The 13,041-nt window shown below is 41.3% G+C and carries 14 protein-coding genes; 7 read left to right on the top strand and 7 right to left on the bottom strand.

Annotation, left to right across the window (positions count from 1 at the left end; all coding sequences use genetic code 11):
* Positions 1 to 2: 2 nt before the first annotated feature.
* From AC6JA8_RS02910 to AC6JA8_RS02920, 3 genes are read left to right on the top strand one after another with little or no spacing between them, the layout of a single operon-like run.
* Positions 3 to 1,058, top strand: a complete 1,056-nt coding sequence (locus AC6JA8_RS02910) for a hypothetical protein (RefSeq protein ID WP_497975688.1) — start codon at positions 3 to 5, stop codon at positions 1,056 to 1,058.
* 9 nt (positions 1,059 to 1,067) lie between these two features.
* Positions 1,068 to 1,547, top strand: a complete 480-nt coding sequence (locus AC6JA8_RS02915; protein WP_497975689.1) for a YceI family protein — start codon at positions 1,068 to 1,070, stop codon at positions 1,545 to 1,547.
* 2 nt (positions 1,548 to 1,549) lie between these two features.
* Positions 1,550 to 1,924 carry a cytochrome c gene (locus AC6JA8_RS02920; protein WP_102242370.1) on the top strand — a complete coding sequence of 125 codons (375 nt, stop codon included), beginning with the start codon at positions 1,550 to 1,552 and terminating at the stop codon, positions 1,922 to 1,924.
* A gap of 55 nt (positions 1,925 to 1,979) precedes the next feature.
* Here AC6JA8_RS02920 and AC6JA8_RS02925 read toward each other — a convergent pair whose 3' ends face one another.
* Complete coding sequence (locus AC6JA8_RS02925) at positions 1,980 to 2,915, bottom strand: hypothetical protein (protein WP_491634012.1); 936 nt, start codon at positions 2,913 to 2,915, stop codon at positions 1,980 to 1,982.
* 222 nt (positions 2,916 to 3,137) lie between these two features.
* On the opposite strand from AC6JA8_RS02925, the gene AC6JA8_RS02930 reads away from it, so the two are divergent.
* Complete coding sequence (locus AC6JA8_RS02930) at positions 3,138 to 4,862, top strand: exonuclease/endonuclease/phosphatase family protein (protein ID WP_497975690.1); 1,725 nt, start codon at positions 3,138 to 3,140, stop codon at positions 4,860 to 4,862.
* A 38-nt stretch (positions 4,863 to 4,900) separates the two neighbouring features.
* On the opposite strand, the gene AC6JA8_RS02935 is transcribed toward AC6JA8_RS02930, so the two are convergent.
* The 4 genes from AC6JA8_RS02935 to leuS all read right to left on the bottom strand — a co-directional run bounded on the left by AC6JA8_RS02935 (position 4,901) and on the right by leuS (position 9,875).
* Positions 4,901 to 5,311 carry a GatB/YqeY domain-containing protein gene (locus tag AC6JA8_RS02935; RefSeq protein WP_497975691.1) on the bottom strand — a complete coding sequence of 137 codons (411 nt, stop codon included), beginning with the start codon at positions 5,309 to 5,311 and terminating at the stop codon, positions 4,901 to 4,903.
* Positions 5,312 to 5,371: 60 nt separating this feature from the next.
* The gene (locus AC6JA8_RS02940) at positions 5,372 to 5,626 is read right to left on the bottom strand and encodes a hypothetical protein (protein WP_102242374.1); all 255 of its coding nucleotides are present in this window, start codon (positions 5,624 to 5,626) and stop codon (positions 5,372 to 5,374) included.
* A gap of 253 nt (positions 5,627 to 5,879) precedes the next feature.
* A complete protein-coding gene (metG, locus tag AC6JA8_RS02945; protein WP_497975692.1) occupies positions 5,880 to 7,433 on the bottom strand; it encodes a methionine--tRNA ligase in 1,554 nt (517 codons plus the stop codon).
* Between the two features lie 9 nt (positions 7,434 to 7,442).
* The gene (gene leuS, locus AC6JA8_RS02950) at positions 7,443 to 9,875 is read right to left on the bottom strand and encodes a leucine--tRNA ligase (protein WP_497975693.1); all 2,433 of its coding nucleotides are present in this window, start codon (positions 9,873 to 9,875) and stop codon (positions 7,443 to 7,445) included.
* Between the two features lie 116 nt (positions 9,876 to 9,991).
* Between leuS and coaD the strand changes: the two genes are divergently transcribed.
* Complete coding sequence (gene coaD / locus AC6JA8_RS02955) at positions 9,992 to 10,498, top strand: pantetheine-phosphate adenylyltransferase (protein ID WP_491634018.1); 507 nt, start codon at positions 9,992 to 9,994, stop codon at positions 10,496 to 10,498.
* Positions 10,495 to 11,070, top strand: a complete 576-nt coding sequence (locus AC6JA8_RS02960) for an NAD(P)H-dependent oxidoreductase (RefSeq protein ID WP_102242378.1) — start codon at positions 10,495 to 10,497, stop codon at positions 11,068 to 11,070. The genes coaD and AC6JA8_RS02960 overlap by 4 nt, the downstream gene beginning before the upstream one ends.
* On the opposite strand, the gene AC6JA8_RS02965 is transcribed toward AC6JA8_RS02960, so the two are convergent.
* Positions 11,067 to 11,513, bottom strand: a complete 447-nt coding sequence (locus AC6JA8_RS02965) for a MarR family winged helix-turn-helix transcriptional regulator (RefSeq protein ID WP_497975694.1) — start codon at positions 11,511 to 11,513, stop codon at positions 11,067 to 11,069. The genes AC6JA8_RS02960 and AC6JA8_RS02965 overlap by 4 nt on opposite strands.
* Before the next feature lie 107 nt (positions 11,514 to 11,620).
* Between AC6JA8_RS02965 and AC6JA8_RS02970 the strand changes: the two genes are divergently transcribed.
* Positions 11,621 to 12,196: a biotin transporter BioY gene (locus tag AC6JA8_RS02970; protein WP_497975695.1), complete on the top strand. Its 576-nt coding sequence runs from the start codon at positions 11,621 to 11,623 to the stop codon at positions 12,194 to 12,196.
* On the opposite strand, the gene AC6JA8_RS02975 is transcribed toward AC6JA8_RS02970, so the two are convergent.
* Positions 12,153 to 13,013: a hypothetical protein gene (locus tag AC6JA8_RS02975; protein WP_497975696.1), complete on the bottom strand. Its 861-nt coding sequence runs from the start codon at positions 13,011 to 13,013 to the stop codon at positions 12,153 to 12,155. The two genes, AC6JA8_RS02970 and AC6JA8_RS02975, sit on opposite strands and share 44 nt — an antisense overlap.
* Positions 13,014 to 13,041: the final 28 nt, after the last annotated feature.

Consider the following 13,041-nt stretch of genomic DNA (forward strand, 5'->3'; position numbering starts at 1 on the left):
AGATGACAAAACTAACATTCTTAGCTTTCGGACTCTCATCACTTGCCATGGGAGCTGACAATACGGTTGAAAACGTAAAGCTGATGCAGCTTTACTTGGATAAAAATCAGCCAGAAAAAGTTGAAGACTTATACGATGACCAGGAAGACAGTCTGGTCAAAAGCTGGATGGCCCTTGAGCGTTTAGCCATTAGCTTTGAGCGCAGAGAGAAGTTTAAAGAAGCGATTGAAGTCTATCGCAAGATCATCATTAACTTCAATAAAGCAGCCCATGAAAAAATCCTGGCAACTCCTCCTTCGGCGATGGAGAGCTCTTACTATGAAAGAACAAAGCTTCCGCTTTATTATTACAAACTGGCCTTCTTAAATACTCAGCTTTTTAGCAATACAAATGATTACACGCCAGAAAATGAGCGTGGAAAGTATAAAAAGAATGCAGAAGGTTTTATCGGTCTTGCCCGCAAAGTAAAAGTGGAAGAATCGGACTTAAAACTCTTAGAAGATCTTCTTCAGGAGAAAGTCACTCGCGATGAAAACCTGGAATACAAACCAGGGTGGTACGCGACTCTGGAAATCTTAAGTTGGCAGGATAGAGTGATCCTGGTGAATAAAAGTACGAATGTTAAAAACAATCTTCTAAGCACTGCTATCGGCTCTTGTGTCGGTGGAGGAAAGAAGTGGGAAAACATTAAGTATGAGTTTGACCTGGAAGGATGTTTTGCTGTGGCATCGGCTACGATTAGTGCAGAAAACAGGGCCATTAGTTACCAGCAGTCATCTGTCTCGGTAAAAGGTCTTTTTGTTGGCCCGGGAATGTACTTTAAAACAATTTCCGATAACGTTTTATTAGGGTTTCAAATTCCAGTTAAATACCGCACAGGGGATTGGACGAATCCGGATGAAGCGACTTACCGTTTTGAAAAAGATACAGCGCTTGAAGCTGGTTATTTTATTCAATCGAAAATTAAAATTAAAAATGTATCTCTCAGAACCCGCTTAGGAAAAGTGTTTCCTAACCCGGGAAGTCTGTGGTCAGTAGGCGCAGTTTACGATTTTTAGGAGTTTTATATGAAAAGAATGATCGCTCTTTGTTCAGGTGTTTTAATGATGGGTTCAGTAATGGCCCACGAAGTAACAGTTAAAGTTGCCCTTTCTCCTGCAGGAAGTTTCGAAGCCAAATCAGCAAAAGTAAAAGGTGACGTAAAAAAAGATGGCAACAAGTTCACAGCAGAGAATCTTTGGGTAAAAGTTGAAGAACTAAAGACAGGGATCTCTCTTCGCGATGAACACTTCCATAAGCATTTAAACTTTGAAAAGTCGCCAAAGATCACTTTCTCTCAAGTGAGCGCAGCTGATGGAAAGGGGACTGGTACATTGACAGTAAACGATGTAAAAAAGCCGGTAGATTTCACTTATAAACAAGTGAACCCAAATAAAATTGAAGCGACTTTTAAAGTTAAACCTTCAGAACTAAAACTAAAGCCAGCTGAATACATGGGCATTGGTGTAACGGATGAAGTAGAAGTCGTAGCGGTTATCGACGTTTAATTATGATGAAAAAGATCCTGACTCTCACATTTACGATGCTTGTTCTCTCTGGCTGTGGCCAGGATTACAACAGCAATTCTGGAGACGGTGGACAGTATTCACCGATTGAAGGAATTGATTCATCAACAGCTGATGGAGCAAGACTTCTGGCCGCTTACAAAGTGGCGCAAACGAAATGCTTTCAGTGTCACCAGTGGTCGTCTTATAAAACGTCGGCAGCGTGGGTGAGTGCTGGGTTGGTAGTGCAAGGAAGCTCTGATGGATCGGAAATGTGGACCATCTTAAAAAATAACGGAGGAAACATGCCTCCGGACCCAATTGCCCAGCTAACCCAAGAAGAGCTGGATGCTATCAAGACCTGGATCGACAATATGTAAAAACAAAAAGGCCCTCTTACGAGGGCCTTTTTTATTTGAACTGTCTTTTAAATGATTATCTGAAGAAACATCTCTTAGCTTTAAGAGTCTCATACTGCTTAGTAAGGTACTCGTTTCCAGAAGCTTTATCTTTTAGTGTACGGTAGAAAGCTTCTTCAGCAGAGATATTATCTTTTTGAGCACGTGTTGCTACTTCATCAAGAGTTCTTGTCCATCCTGCCATGTCTTGAGCAGACATATCGTCAGCTAGAACCTTCCAGAATTTGTGTGGGTTCTTTGGATCGATGATGTTTGTTTTACCATTCTTTGTAGAAAGTTTTTTGATTGAAGAAATAAGGGCCTTTTGCTCAGCCGATCCTGACTCTGCAAGACCAAGAAATAGAGCAAGTGACTTTTCGTCTTCTGGTGCAACTAGGTCAGGAGTTACTTTAGAGTAGTCTCCCATTCCAAGTCTCTTCATACGTCCAGAGATGAATGTATTAAGTTGAGCTGGGTTCTTTGGAATAACGTCATTAAGAAGTTTTGAAGCAGAAGCGTTTTTAATGGCTTCAACTGTAAACTTGAAACCGTCGCGAGCAAGGTTTTCGTTTACACACTCAGCACATGTAATGATAACTGACTTACCATGACGGTTGGCCAGATAGATAATGTTGTTGATTGCGTTTACTACGTCTTTCTTTTGGATTTTATCAGCTGGAGTGTCTAGTAACATTTGCAGACCCTTTCTTACGTTAGCGTCTTGTCCTGTTACTGGAAGTTTACTTAGAACATCTAGAAGTTCTTGCTTAGAAAGAGTAGAGCCTTTCGAGCTTAGAGCAGCTAGCGATGAAGCGACATAACTTTGTACTTGCTTAGCATCGTTTCCTTTAATTCCATGCTTTGCCAGGATTTCAGCAATTCCAGATCCACTTACCATGTAATCAACTAGCTTCACCGCAGACGCGTATGAGACGTTAATTGTTAAACATAAAATCAATAAATACTTATACATAGATATTTCCTCGCTTTAGTCTTAGCAACTTGAGCTAATTATCGGCATTGTGAGTCAAAAACTTTAGCCGTGTCATCTTTACACACCTTCATTTTTTTTCTGTTAAGAACAGGGTATCAGCTACTTAGGAAGAAATCTTCCCACGGCAAAAGTTGAAGATCAGTTGATTAAGTTGGTAATCTAATGGCCACTATTAGTTGATCTTTATAGTTGGAGACCTGTTTGAAGGAATTACTACTTTCTATACTAGTCCTTTTCGCTTTCACACTGAAGGCCCAAGATGCTGTGCCTAAGGTTTCCAAGTCACTAGAAGATGACGCTCAAAAAATCGCTGAGTATCAAGAGCGTTGTGAAACGATCAAGATGCTGATTGTGAATGAAGAGTATAAAGTTGGGTGTTACACCAACTACAATCAATACGGACCATCATCAAAAGCACAAAGAGCAACCGGCTCTCTAAAAATTGCCAACTACAATCTTCTTCACCCAGGAACATCAAAGGCCTTGTTTAAAGATTATGCTCTAGTGGCAAAAATCATGAATCAATACGACATCGTTTCAGGGCTGGAGCTTTTAGCGACAGTGGGTCGTGATGAACAAAGCAATAAAGCAGTTGTTTCTTTTCTTCAAGATTCACCAAACATTTTAAAGAAATACCAAGACCAAAGAAGCAAGCTGAAAGACGCTGCGAAGATTAAAGAACTCGACGCTAAAATCGCCAAGCTTAAAAGCGATACATACAGAGCTTACGATCTTTATAGAGCTCCTGGTTACCTGAGAGTTCTTCAAGAATTAAAAAAATTAGACCCAAGCTGGTCACTGTTACTTTCTCCTCGTGGAGACTCGGCATTGATTGGATCGGTTGAGGAATTAGTTGGATTTTATTACCGTGCAAACTCTGCAACTCCAGTGATTAATCCTCACTGTCAAGAATACGCTCAAGAAGGAGCTGGTTCGCCAGTTGCTTGTTTCATCACATTAACAGAAGACTTCATGGGAAAAGACCTGGTTCAGCACTTTGCAAGACGCCCTTTTATGGCGAGCTTCAAAGCGGGGAACACGGCTTTTACACTAGTGACTTCACACATGGTATTTACTTACTCGGGTGATGAGGACGCTGAAAAAGACCTGATGAAAAAAACATTTGGTGTTGAAAGCCACAAAGAGCTTGGAACAGGAATCAACTCAGCAAACTTCGCTCGTTATGCTGAAGTTAAAAACACACTTGATTTTATGGATCGTTATAGAAAGAAATATAAAGATACAAAGATCATGTTAATGGCCGATATGAACCTTGTGTCTAACAACGCTTTCTGGCCGGAAGTTCTTAAGGCCTTCCCAGGTGGAGAACTGCTTATTAGTGAGGCAACGACAGTTTCACCAACTCGTTACAATGCTAAAAAAGAAGAAACTAATGGTGTTGCTAATGACTACGACCATTTCATCTTAGATAAAAAAGCTTTCCCTAGCTGCGATGAAGGAAAGGTTTATAACTATTACAACGAGAAAATCTATAAAGACGTTGAGTCTCGTTACGTTATTAGAAAAGAAGTTGTAGGACTTTCAAACAAGAGTTTTGAGTCTCCAGTCGTAGAAGCTTATCTTGGTTTAGATCAAATCGATGTTCTTAACACAGAAGAAAACCCAATCCTTGATGGCGATATCCCACCAGTGGATGACCCTGCTACAATCAAGCTTGAGTACCCGCTGACACCGGCAGGACAAAGTAAGATGGATAAGTTTGTTGCTCAATTCGGAAAGTACTTAACGGGCCTTGAGACTGTTAAGAAAGACGAAATTGTAGCGGATGATTTCCAGATTAATGAAAGACTTGAAGGGATGAAGAGAAGAGTGTTCTTAAGACAGCTGACGAATCCGTATTATTTTAGGTTTATTCAAGAAGTTTTATCTGATCATTTTCCGGTCGTTTTAAGCTGTAAATTTTAATCAAAAAAAAAAGCAGCCCTAGAGCTGCTTTTTTTATTTTATCCTAAAGCCGCTTTAACCAGCTCATTGGCAAGCTTACTATCAAACTGCCCTTTAATTTTCGGACTAAGTTCTTTCATTACCAGACCAGCATTAACGCCAGGATTCGCAGCGATAATGTCTTTGATGTAACCTTTTACAGTCGCTTCATCTAATTGTTTTGGCATGTACTCAGCAAGAACACTGATTTCAACTTCAGTTTTCTTTCTGATTTCATTTTCTGGTGGGAAATTCTCCAGAGAGTCTTTAAGTTTTTTTACGTGCTTAATAAGAACGTCCATCTCAGCGATTGGCGCTTTAGACGTTTTATTTTCAATCAGCATCGCCTTAAAGTAGCGTAGAGCATCTAGACGCTCTTTATCTTTAGCGAACATTGCTTTTTTGATATCTTCAGTGATTTGTTCCAACATAATAGCCTCCCTATAGGAGGCTATTATTGATTAAGTAGTGAAGGAATACAATAGAGAAAGCTATGCGTGATAGCGAACAACTTTGTTGTCAAAGTCGGTCACTTCCCAGCCAGCACCTTTTCCTCCTTCAATCACGGGAGTAATGTCTTTGATGTCGCCTTTAATAGCGACGGATAACATAACTTTGCGGATGGCCACTTTGGCATCCATGACGGCCTGGACTCTCTTCAAATCACCATCGCGCTGATTTCTTTTGTACTTCTGTAAAAGAAGGTTTAATCCTTCCTCTACGAGTGCCAATTGTTCTTCATCCATACGTTCACCGTTACCGTTAATAATCGCTATCCTAATATTCTAATCCCTTTTACTGATTTGGTAGGAAAAGCTTTATTTCTTAATAATAAATGGCAGTCTTTTTAAGGCTTTAAAGAGCTCCTTTGGGAAAGGAGTTATTATCGTTATCAAACTAAATTTACTTTTTTAGCTGGGGAAAAGCGTGTCTTTTTTGAGGCGGCCAAAGCAGGAGTCCTTGTTAAGACTCCTGTGTGACTGAGATTTGTTTAATGAACTAAGATTCTTTTGGTTCTTTCGGAGCTTTCGGTTGTTTAGGCGCCTTTGGTTTAGGCTCTGGTTTTGGTTCAACCGGAAGATCAATTTTCGGAAACAGTGGCATTGGCTCAGAAAGCTCATACGTTGTTGTTCCGAATTTCACATCAGCGTAACTGCCTAGCTTGACTCCAAGAGGCTCTAGCGCCTTTTTAGCAGTGTCTGGAAGGAAAGGAGAGAGAAGTGTAGAGATCGCATGGATCGAGTATAGGCAGTTGTAAACAACTTGCTTAAGCGCCACTTTATCTTCTTTAAGTTTCCAAGGCTCTTTCGTGTTTACGTATTGGTTCATGTTGTTGACACCTTCCCAAAGAGCTTCAAGCGCTTTGTTGTGTTCGCGTTTTTCCATGAACTCTTTCATCTTCTTGAAGTTTTCATCGAAGTTAACTTCTTGGGTAATGCCAGCGCCATCAACAGTAGGAGCATTGTCTTTTAGGTAAAGCTTAATTACACGCATGATTAGGTTCCCAAAAGAGTTTCCTAGTTCAGCGTTGTGCTTTTCAATTAATTCTTTTTCAGAGAAACGTCCGTCACTCTGAGCAGGAATAGCGCGAAGAAGATAATAACGGAAACTATCCAGAGGATACTTTGCCAGCATATCATTTGGATCGATAACGTTGTTAAGCGACTTCGACATTTTTTTACCGTCTTCGGCCAAGATCATCCCGTGAACGTAGACTTGTTTTGGAAGAGCGATTCCAGCAGCATGTAGCATGATTGGCCAGATGACTGTGTGAAACCAGGTAATGTCTTTACCGATAACGTGCATAGAAGCTGGCCAGAATTTTTCATTCGGAGTGCCTGCCACTGCAGCGTAATAGTTAATTAAAGCATCAAACCAAGTGTACATTACAAATTTTGGATTTCCTGGAACTGGAATTCCCCATCCTTCGTTTGGACGAGAGATTGGAAGATCTCTTAATTTGTCACCTTCAAGGCGTGAAAGCATTTCGTTGTACGAAGATGTTGGTACGATGAAGTTTGTGTTGGTCTTGATGTAAGCGATAATCCAGTCTTGATAAGCGCCCATTTTAAAGAAGTAACCTTCTTCTTCTTTTTTTGTCAGAGGAGTGTTGTGGGCTGGACAGATATTGTCCGGCGCCTGAGTGTCAGTGTAAAAAGACTCACAAGCAAGACAGTAGTTTCCAGAGTAGACTCCGAAATACACGTCGCCTTTAGCTTCAAGCTTCTTCCATAGGTCAACACACACATCGTGGTGACGTTTTTCAGTTGTTCTGATGAAGTCATTGTTTGAAACATTTAAATCAGCACAAAGCTTTTTAAAGATCGCTGAGTTTTCATCAACGAATTTTTGTGTTTCAAGTCCATTGGCCTTTGCAGACTCAATAAGTTTTTGTCCGTTTTCATCTGTCCCTGTTAGAAAGTATGTTTCGTAACCAAGAAACGCGTGCCATCTTGAGTAGGCGTCGCTGACGATTTTTTCCAGAGCGTGACCCATGTGGGGTTTACCGTTCGGGTAATCAATCGCGGTTGTGATATAAAATTTTTCCGACATATATAATCCTTATGCTTTTACTACGAAGTTAACAATTTTTCCTGGAACATAAATTTCTTTAACAATTGTTCCAGCAAGGTGTTTCGAAACGTTCTCATCCGCTTTTGCCATTGCAATCGCGTCTGCCTGAGTGATTCCTGGCTCAACTTCAAGAGTTGCACGAAGCTTTCCGTTAACCTGAACAGCAACAGTAATCGTGTCGTCTTTAGCTAAGTTTTCGTCAAACTTAGGCCATGTTTCATAAGTAAGCGTAGTCTTTCCACCAAGCATTTCCCAAAGTTCTTCACCTAAGTGTGGTGCCATTGGAGCAAGAAGGAGAGTGAATGTCTTAGCTGTTTCATTTGTTACCTTGCCAGCTTTGTAGCAGTGGTTAACAAAAATCATCAGCGCAGAAATCGCTGTATTGAAACGAAGGTGATCGTAGTCTTCTGTCACTTTTTTAATTGCTTTATGAAGCGCCTTTAACGTCTCATCTGATTCCGCGCCAGTTGTGATGTGTGCAGGATCAGCAAAGAAGCGATAAGCGCGAGAAAGGAAGTTGAAAACCCCTTTAACTCCGTTTTCGTTCCACGGCTTAACTTTTTCAAGTGGACCCATGAACATTTCATAAAGGCGAAGAGAGTCAGCTCCTGATTCTTTTACAACTGCGTCCGGGTTAACAACGTTACCGCGAGACTTCGACATTTTTTCGCCGTCAGTTCCAAGGATCAGGCCTTGGTTAACTAACTTTTGGAATGGTTCTTTTGTTGAAACAAATCCAAGGTCGAAAAGCACTTTGTGCCAGAAGCGAGCGTAGAGTAAGTGAAGAACCGCGTGCTCAGCTCCACCGATGTAAAGGTCAACTGGCATCCAGTATTTTTCTACGTCTTTGTTCCAAGGCTCTTTTTCGTTTTGTGGGTCACAGAAGCGCAGGTAGTACCAACAAGACCCGGCCCAGTTAGGCATTGTGTTTGTTTCGCGTTTTGCTTTTTTCCCTGTTTTTGGATCAGTAATCCAAAGCCAGTCAGTTGCGTTGGCAAGTGGAGACTCACCATTACCTGATGGTTTGAATTCTTTTAGATCTGGAAGAGCAAGTGGAAGTTCATCTGCATCTAGGCATCTGATCGTTCCATCTTCAAACTTTAAGATAGGGAATGGTTCACCCCAATATCTTTGACGAGAGAAAATCCAGTCGCGAAGTTTGTAGTTAATTTTTCCAGTTCCTAATTTTTTAGACTCAAGCCATTCAATGACTTTTTTCTTAGAATCAGCAATGTTTAATCCATTGATGAAGTCAGAGTTCATGTGTTTACCGTCAGCAGTGTAGGCTGCCTCGTCGATGTCTCCGCCTTCAATAACTCTCACCATTGGAAGGTTGAATTTTTTAGCGAATTCATGGTCTCTTTCATCGTGAGCAGGAACGGCCATAACCGCACCAGTCCCATATGTGGCAAGAACGTAGTCAGCAATCCACACTGGGATTTGTTTTCCAGTTGCCGGGTTAATCGCGAAAGCTCCCGTTGGAACTCCGGTCTTATCTTTGTTAAGTTCAGTTCTTTCAAGTTCGTTTTTTAGCTTACAAGCTTCAACGTAGGCCTCAACTGCTGCTTTTTGAGCTGGAGTTGTGATTTTTGAAACAAGAGCGTGCTCAGGAGCGATAACCATGTAAGTCGCACCAAAAAGAGTGTCTGGTCTTGTTGTGAAGACTTCAATCTCTTCACCTGATTCAACTTTAAACTTAATTGTCGCCCCTTCAGACTTCCCAATCCAGTTTCTTTGCATTTCTTTAATTGATTCCGGCCAGTCAACATCTTCGATGTCGTTTAGCAGTCTTTCAGCGTACTCAGTGATTCTTAGTACCCATTGTTTCATCTTCGTTTGGATAACCGGGTGGCCTCCAACTTCAGATTTTCCGTCGATAACTTCTTCGTTTGCTAGAACTGTTCCTAGCGCCGGACACCAGTTAACGTTCATTTCAGATTCGTAAGCTAGACCTTTGTTGTAAAGCTGAACGAAAATCCACTGCGTCCACTTGTAGTAGTCAACGTTAGACGTTGCGATCTCTCTGTCCCAGTCGTAAGAAAACCCAAGGGCCTTAAGCTGACGAGTGAAAGTTGCAATGTTCTTTTTGGTTGTGATGTCTGGATGCGTGTTTGTCTTCATCGCGTAGTTCTCTGCCGGTAACCCGAAAGAGTCCCATCCCATTGGGTGAAGCACGTTATAGCCTTGCATTCTCTTGTAGCGAGACATGATGTCTGTCGCTGTATATCCTTCAGGGTGACCTACGTGAAGTCCATCTCCTGACGGGAACGGGAACATATCGAGAGCGTAGTATTTTGGCTTCTTCGAATTGTTTTCCGCTTTAAATGTTTTGTTGGTTTCCCAAAACTTTTGCCACTTGGCTTCGATACTAGCGAAGTCGTAGTCGTTTTGGTTTTGTTGGGCATTGGTAGTTTCAGACATGAATGAAATCCTTGGTAAATGAACCTGATTATTTTGGAAGTCAAAATTTTAACACTAGGAATGCTTTTTATCAAAGTGTATAATAGGGGAAAGTTTGTACATTCCCTGGAGCTTTTATGAATGAGAAAATTATCGTTTACCCAATTAGCGCTAACCCGCCAACATGGGGACACGCCGATATCATGATGAGGGCGGCCACTCATTTCGACCACCTTTACTGGGTTGCTGCGACGAACCCTAAAAAAGCTTACATGTTCACAGTGGAAGAACGATTGGAAATGATGCAGGCTTACGTAGATTACTATAAACTAAAAAACGTCACTATCGTCTCTCACGAGGGGACAATCGCTCGTTTTGCAGAAGACAAAAAGGCCCAGTTTTTACTCAGAGGACTAAGAAACTCTTCTGACTACCAAATGGAACTTGAACTCTCGGTTGGTAACCGCGGGATTAGCAAAGACATTGAAACAATCTGTCTCTTTGCTAAGCCTCACTTTGCAACGATCTCTTCAAGTTTAATTAGAGAGCTTGCTCAGTTAAATGAACGTATCGACCAATACGTCATGCCTTCAATTGCTAAAAAAATCCTACATAAACTTCACGGAGACAAAGCGATCAAATGAGAACGCTGATTATTTTAGGTCACCCTGATAAAAAATCTCTCTGCGCGGCCTTGGCCGATAATTACGAAAAAGGTGCGCGCGAAAAAGGCGGAGAAGTCGAACGAATCAATATCTCCGATTTAAATTTCAATCCCAATTTAAAAAATGGTTACCGAGTTGTTCAAAACCTCGAACCTGATCTTATCGAAGCTCAAAAAAAGGTGAAGTGGGCCACACACATCGTGATCGTTTTTCCGGTCTGGTGGGGTGGAGTTCCAGCACTTCTTAAAGGCTTTTTAGACCGCGCTTTCCTGCCAGGATTTGCTTTTAAATACCGCGAGAATTCACACAACTGGGACAAACTTTTATCCGGAAAAAGTGCCCGTCTGATTGTGACGAGTGATGCTCCCGTCTGGTGGCTTTACCTAACTTATTTTCACCCGGCGGTGAATATGATGAAGAAGGCCGTACTGGAGTTTTGTGGAGTGAGTCCGGTTGAAGTGATGAGCTTTGGGTCGATTAAAGATGCGAGTGAAAAGCGCATTGAAGGGATTATTTATAAAGCTTTTCGTGCGGGGTTGGACGATAACTAAGAATTCCAGCTAGCGAGTTCTTCCGCCATCCCAATAAAATCCTTAATCTTAGTCTGCGAAAACTTCTTATCGCAGTCATTTTCAATCCCATCGAAAAACTTAATCAGCGACAAAGACAACTTACTTCCTTTGGCAGTAAGAGAGTACGAGTAACCTCTCAAATCATTATCTACCAGCTGCCTTGTAATGAGTTTTTTCTCTTCCAGAAAAGAAGTGCAATGGCTGATGTTTCCTTTAGTTGTCGGGATAATTTCCGAGAGTTCATTAAAACGGATTGTTTTTTCCGGCTCAAAAAAGATGGCCAAGAGAATCAAAGATTGGTTGAGATTTAATCCAAAATCTTTAAGAGCAAGGTTGAGTTCTTTTTGCAATCTCATCCCATTGGAAATCAAAGAAATGGTAGCGCTCTCAGTTATAAATTTGTCTAGTTTTGGTTTTTTCATCTTGTTTAGTGGTAAATAGTTTAGCGCTAAACTATGTCAGAGAGAGTGCTTTTGCAATTGTTTTTCACTGGGAGATTCTCTAATAATTGTGAACACAGGAGAAAAATATGCAAGCATCAAAGGCCTTGGTTCCCACACTTATTATAAAATTCCCAGAGCAGACAAAAGCTACAGTCATTTCCTTTTTATTAGGATTGGGAATGTTGAGTGCACTTGCTCAATTAAAGTTTACTCTTCCATGGACGCCCGTTCCGATCACGGGGCAAACATTTGGCGTGGCCCTTTTGGCACTTCTTTGGGGAAGCCGTTTATCCTTTTCAGTTTTTGCTGCTTACCTAGGACTTGGTTTTTTAGGAGCACCGGTTTTTGCAGGAGGAGCTTCTGGGTTGTTAATGGGACCAACGATGGGATACTTAGGTGGAATGTTCGTTGCTTCATGGGTGGTCGGAAAATTAAGCGATAGGGGATGGACTGGAAGTTTTTGGAAAGCTCTTCTTGCCTGTTATATCGGAAGCGCGATTATTTTTTCTTGTGGCGTTTTAGGATTGTCGTTTTTTATCCCCACAGAAAAACTATTGATTGCTGGAGTTTTGCCGTTTTTGCCTGGGGATTTATTAAAGAATCTACTGGCGGCGGGAATTACCACTCGAAAACTAAGTCGTCCGAAAACCACTTCTTTTTAACTTTGTAACCTTTAAGTGAGTCGTTGGTTTCGTAGTTTTCTAGTTGATAGTTCTTCATGGTCTCAGCAAAAGCATTGCTGCAGCCATTGGGAACATTGCTCGCCATTGTGGTAAAGCTTGAAGCGATGGCGCGCTCAACACCAGAGAAGGCGTGGATGGAAGTATCAGAAATAATGCTTGGGATTTTAAAATCACTGCAACAGGCCTGGTCAACAGCGAGTTCCTTTTGTGACTTCTCCATATAAAGCTTTGAGAAGAAATCAAAAGTCTCGGCATTGGATGTTTTACCTTTATTGCCTTTATTAAGATTTTCTGCGGCTGCACCGGTTGCAAAAGAGTGAGAGACCCTCACATCGGCTGAGTCAGGCTGCATATTGATTTTTAAAACAGTATCGCTCGTCGCCTCAATTGAAAGAGGGACTTCCCCTGAACAGATAAAACTCATCACATGAAATTTCGTTAAAAGCTTCTGCGGGTTTTTCTCTACAAAAATATATTGTTTTTGATGGGCCGAAGGAATTTTTTCAAATTCCGTTTTCATTGGAGTGATGACGATGCTGTTTTCTTCCGCTTTATCTTTTTTCTTTTCGCTCTTCATTTTGAAAGCGTTTACTTTTTTAAAGCAGGCCTGTTCGCCATTAATTGAAACGGGAACATTGACTGTGTTTTTATCGTAAAAGCCGGCGCTGCTTGAGCCACCACCAAACGAGATCCCAAAGCCGCTTTCATTGCGGTAGCCGATAGCATTGCTGTTACATTTGGCGAATGCTTCTGAAAAAGAGAAAGATAATAAAAGTAGGGCAAAGGTAATTTTCACCTTAGACGTTTCGGCTTTTTGGGTAAAT

Source organism: Bacteriovorax sp. HI3 (genome assembly GCF_059738875.1).

Bases quoted from the DNA above. Each gene is read 5' to 3' on its own strand.
- AC6JA8_RS02910 (WP_497975688.1), top strand. From the start codon at position 3: ATGACAAAACTAACATTCTTAGCTTTCGGACTCTCATCACTTGCCATG.
- AC6JA8_RS02915 (WP_497975689.1), top strand. From the start codon at position 1,068: ATGAAAAGAATGATCGCTCTTTGTTCAGGTGTTTTAATGATGGGTTCA.
- AC6JA8_RS02920 (WP_102242370.1), top strand. From the start codon at position 1,550: ATGATGAAAAAGATCCTGACTCTCACATTTACGATGCTTGTTCTCTCT.
- AC6JA8_RS02925 (WP_491634012.1), bottom strand. From the start codon at position 2,915: ATGTATAAGTATTTATTGATTTTATGTTTAACAATTAACGTCTCATAC.
- AC6JA8_RS02935 (WP_497975691.1), bottom strand. From the start codon at position 5,311: ATGTTGGAACAAATCACTGAAGATATCAAAAAAGCAATGTTCGCTAAA.
- AC6JA8_RS02940 (WP_102242374.1), bottom strand. From the start codon at position 5,626: ATGGATGAAGAACAATTGGCACTCGTAGAGGAAGGATTAAACCTTCTT.
- metG (WP_497975692.1), bottom strand. From the start codon at position 7,433: ATGTCGGAAAAATTTTATATCACAACCGCGATTGATTACCCGAACGGT.
- leuS (WP_497975693.1), bottom strand. From the start codon at position 9,875: ATGTCTGAAACTACCAATGCCCAACAAAACCAAAACGACTACGACTTC.
- coaD (WP_491634018.1), top strand. From the start codon at position 9,992: ATGAATGAGAAAATTATCGTTTACCCAATTAGCGCTAACCCGCCAACA.
- AC6JA8_RS02960 (WP_102242378.1), top strand. From the start codon at position 10,495: ATGAGAACGCTGATTATTTTAGGTCACCCTGATAAAAAATCTCTCTGC.
- AC6JA8_RS02965 (WP_497975694.1), bottom strand. From the start codon at position 11,513: ATGAAAAAACCAAAACTAGACAAATTTATAACTGAGAGCGCTACCATT.
- AC6JA8_RS02970 (WP_497975695.1), top strand. From the start codon at position 11,621: ATGCAAGCATCAAAGGCCTTGGTTCCCACACTTATTATAAAATTCCCA.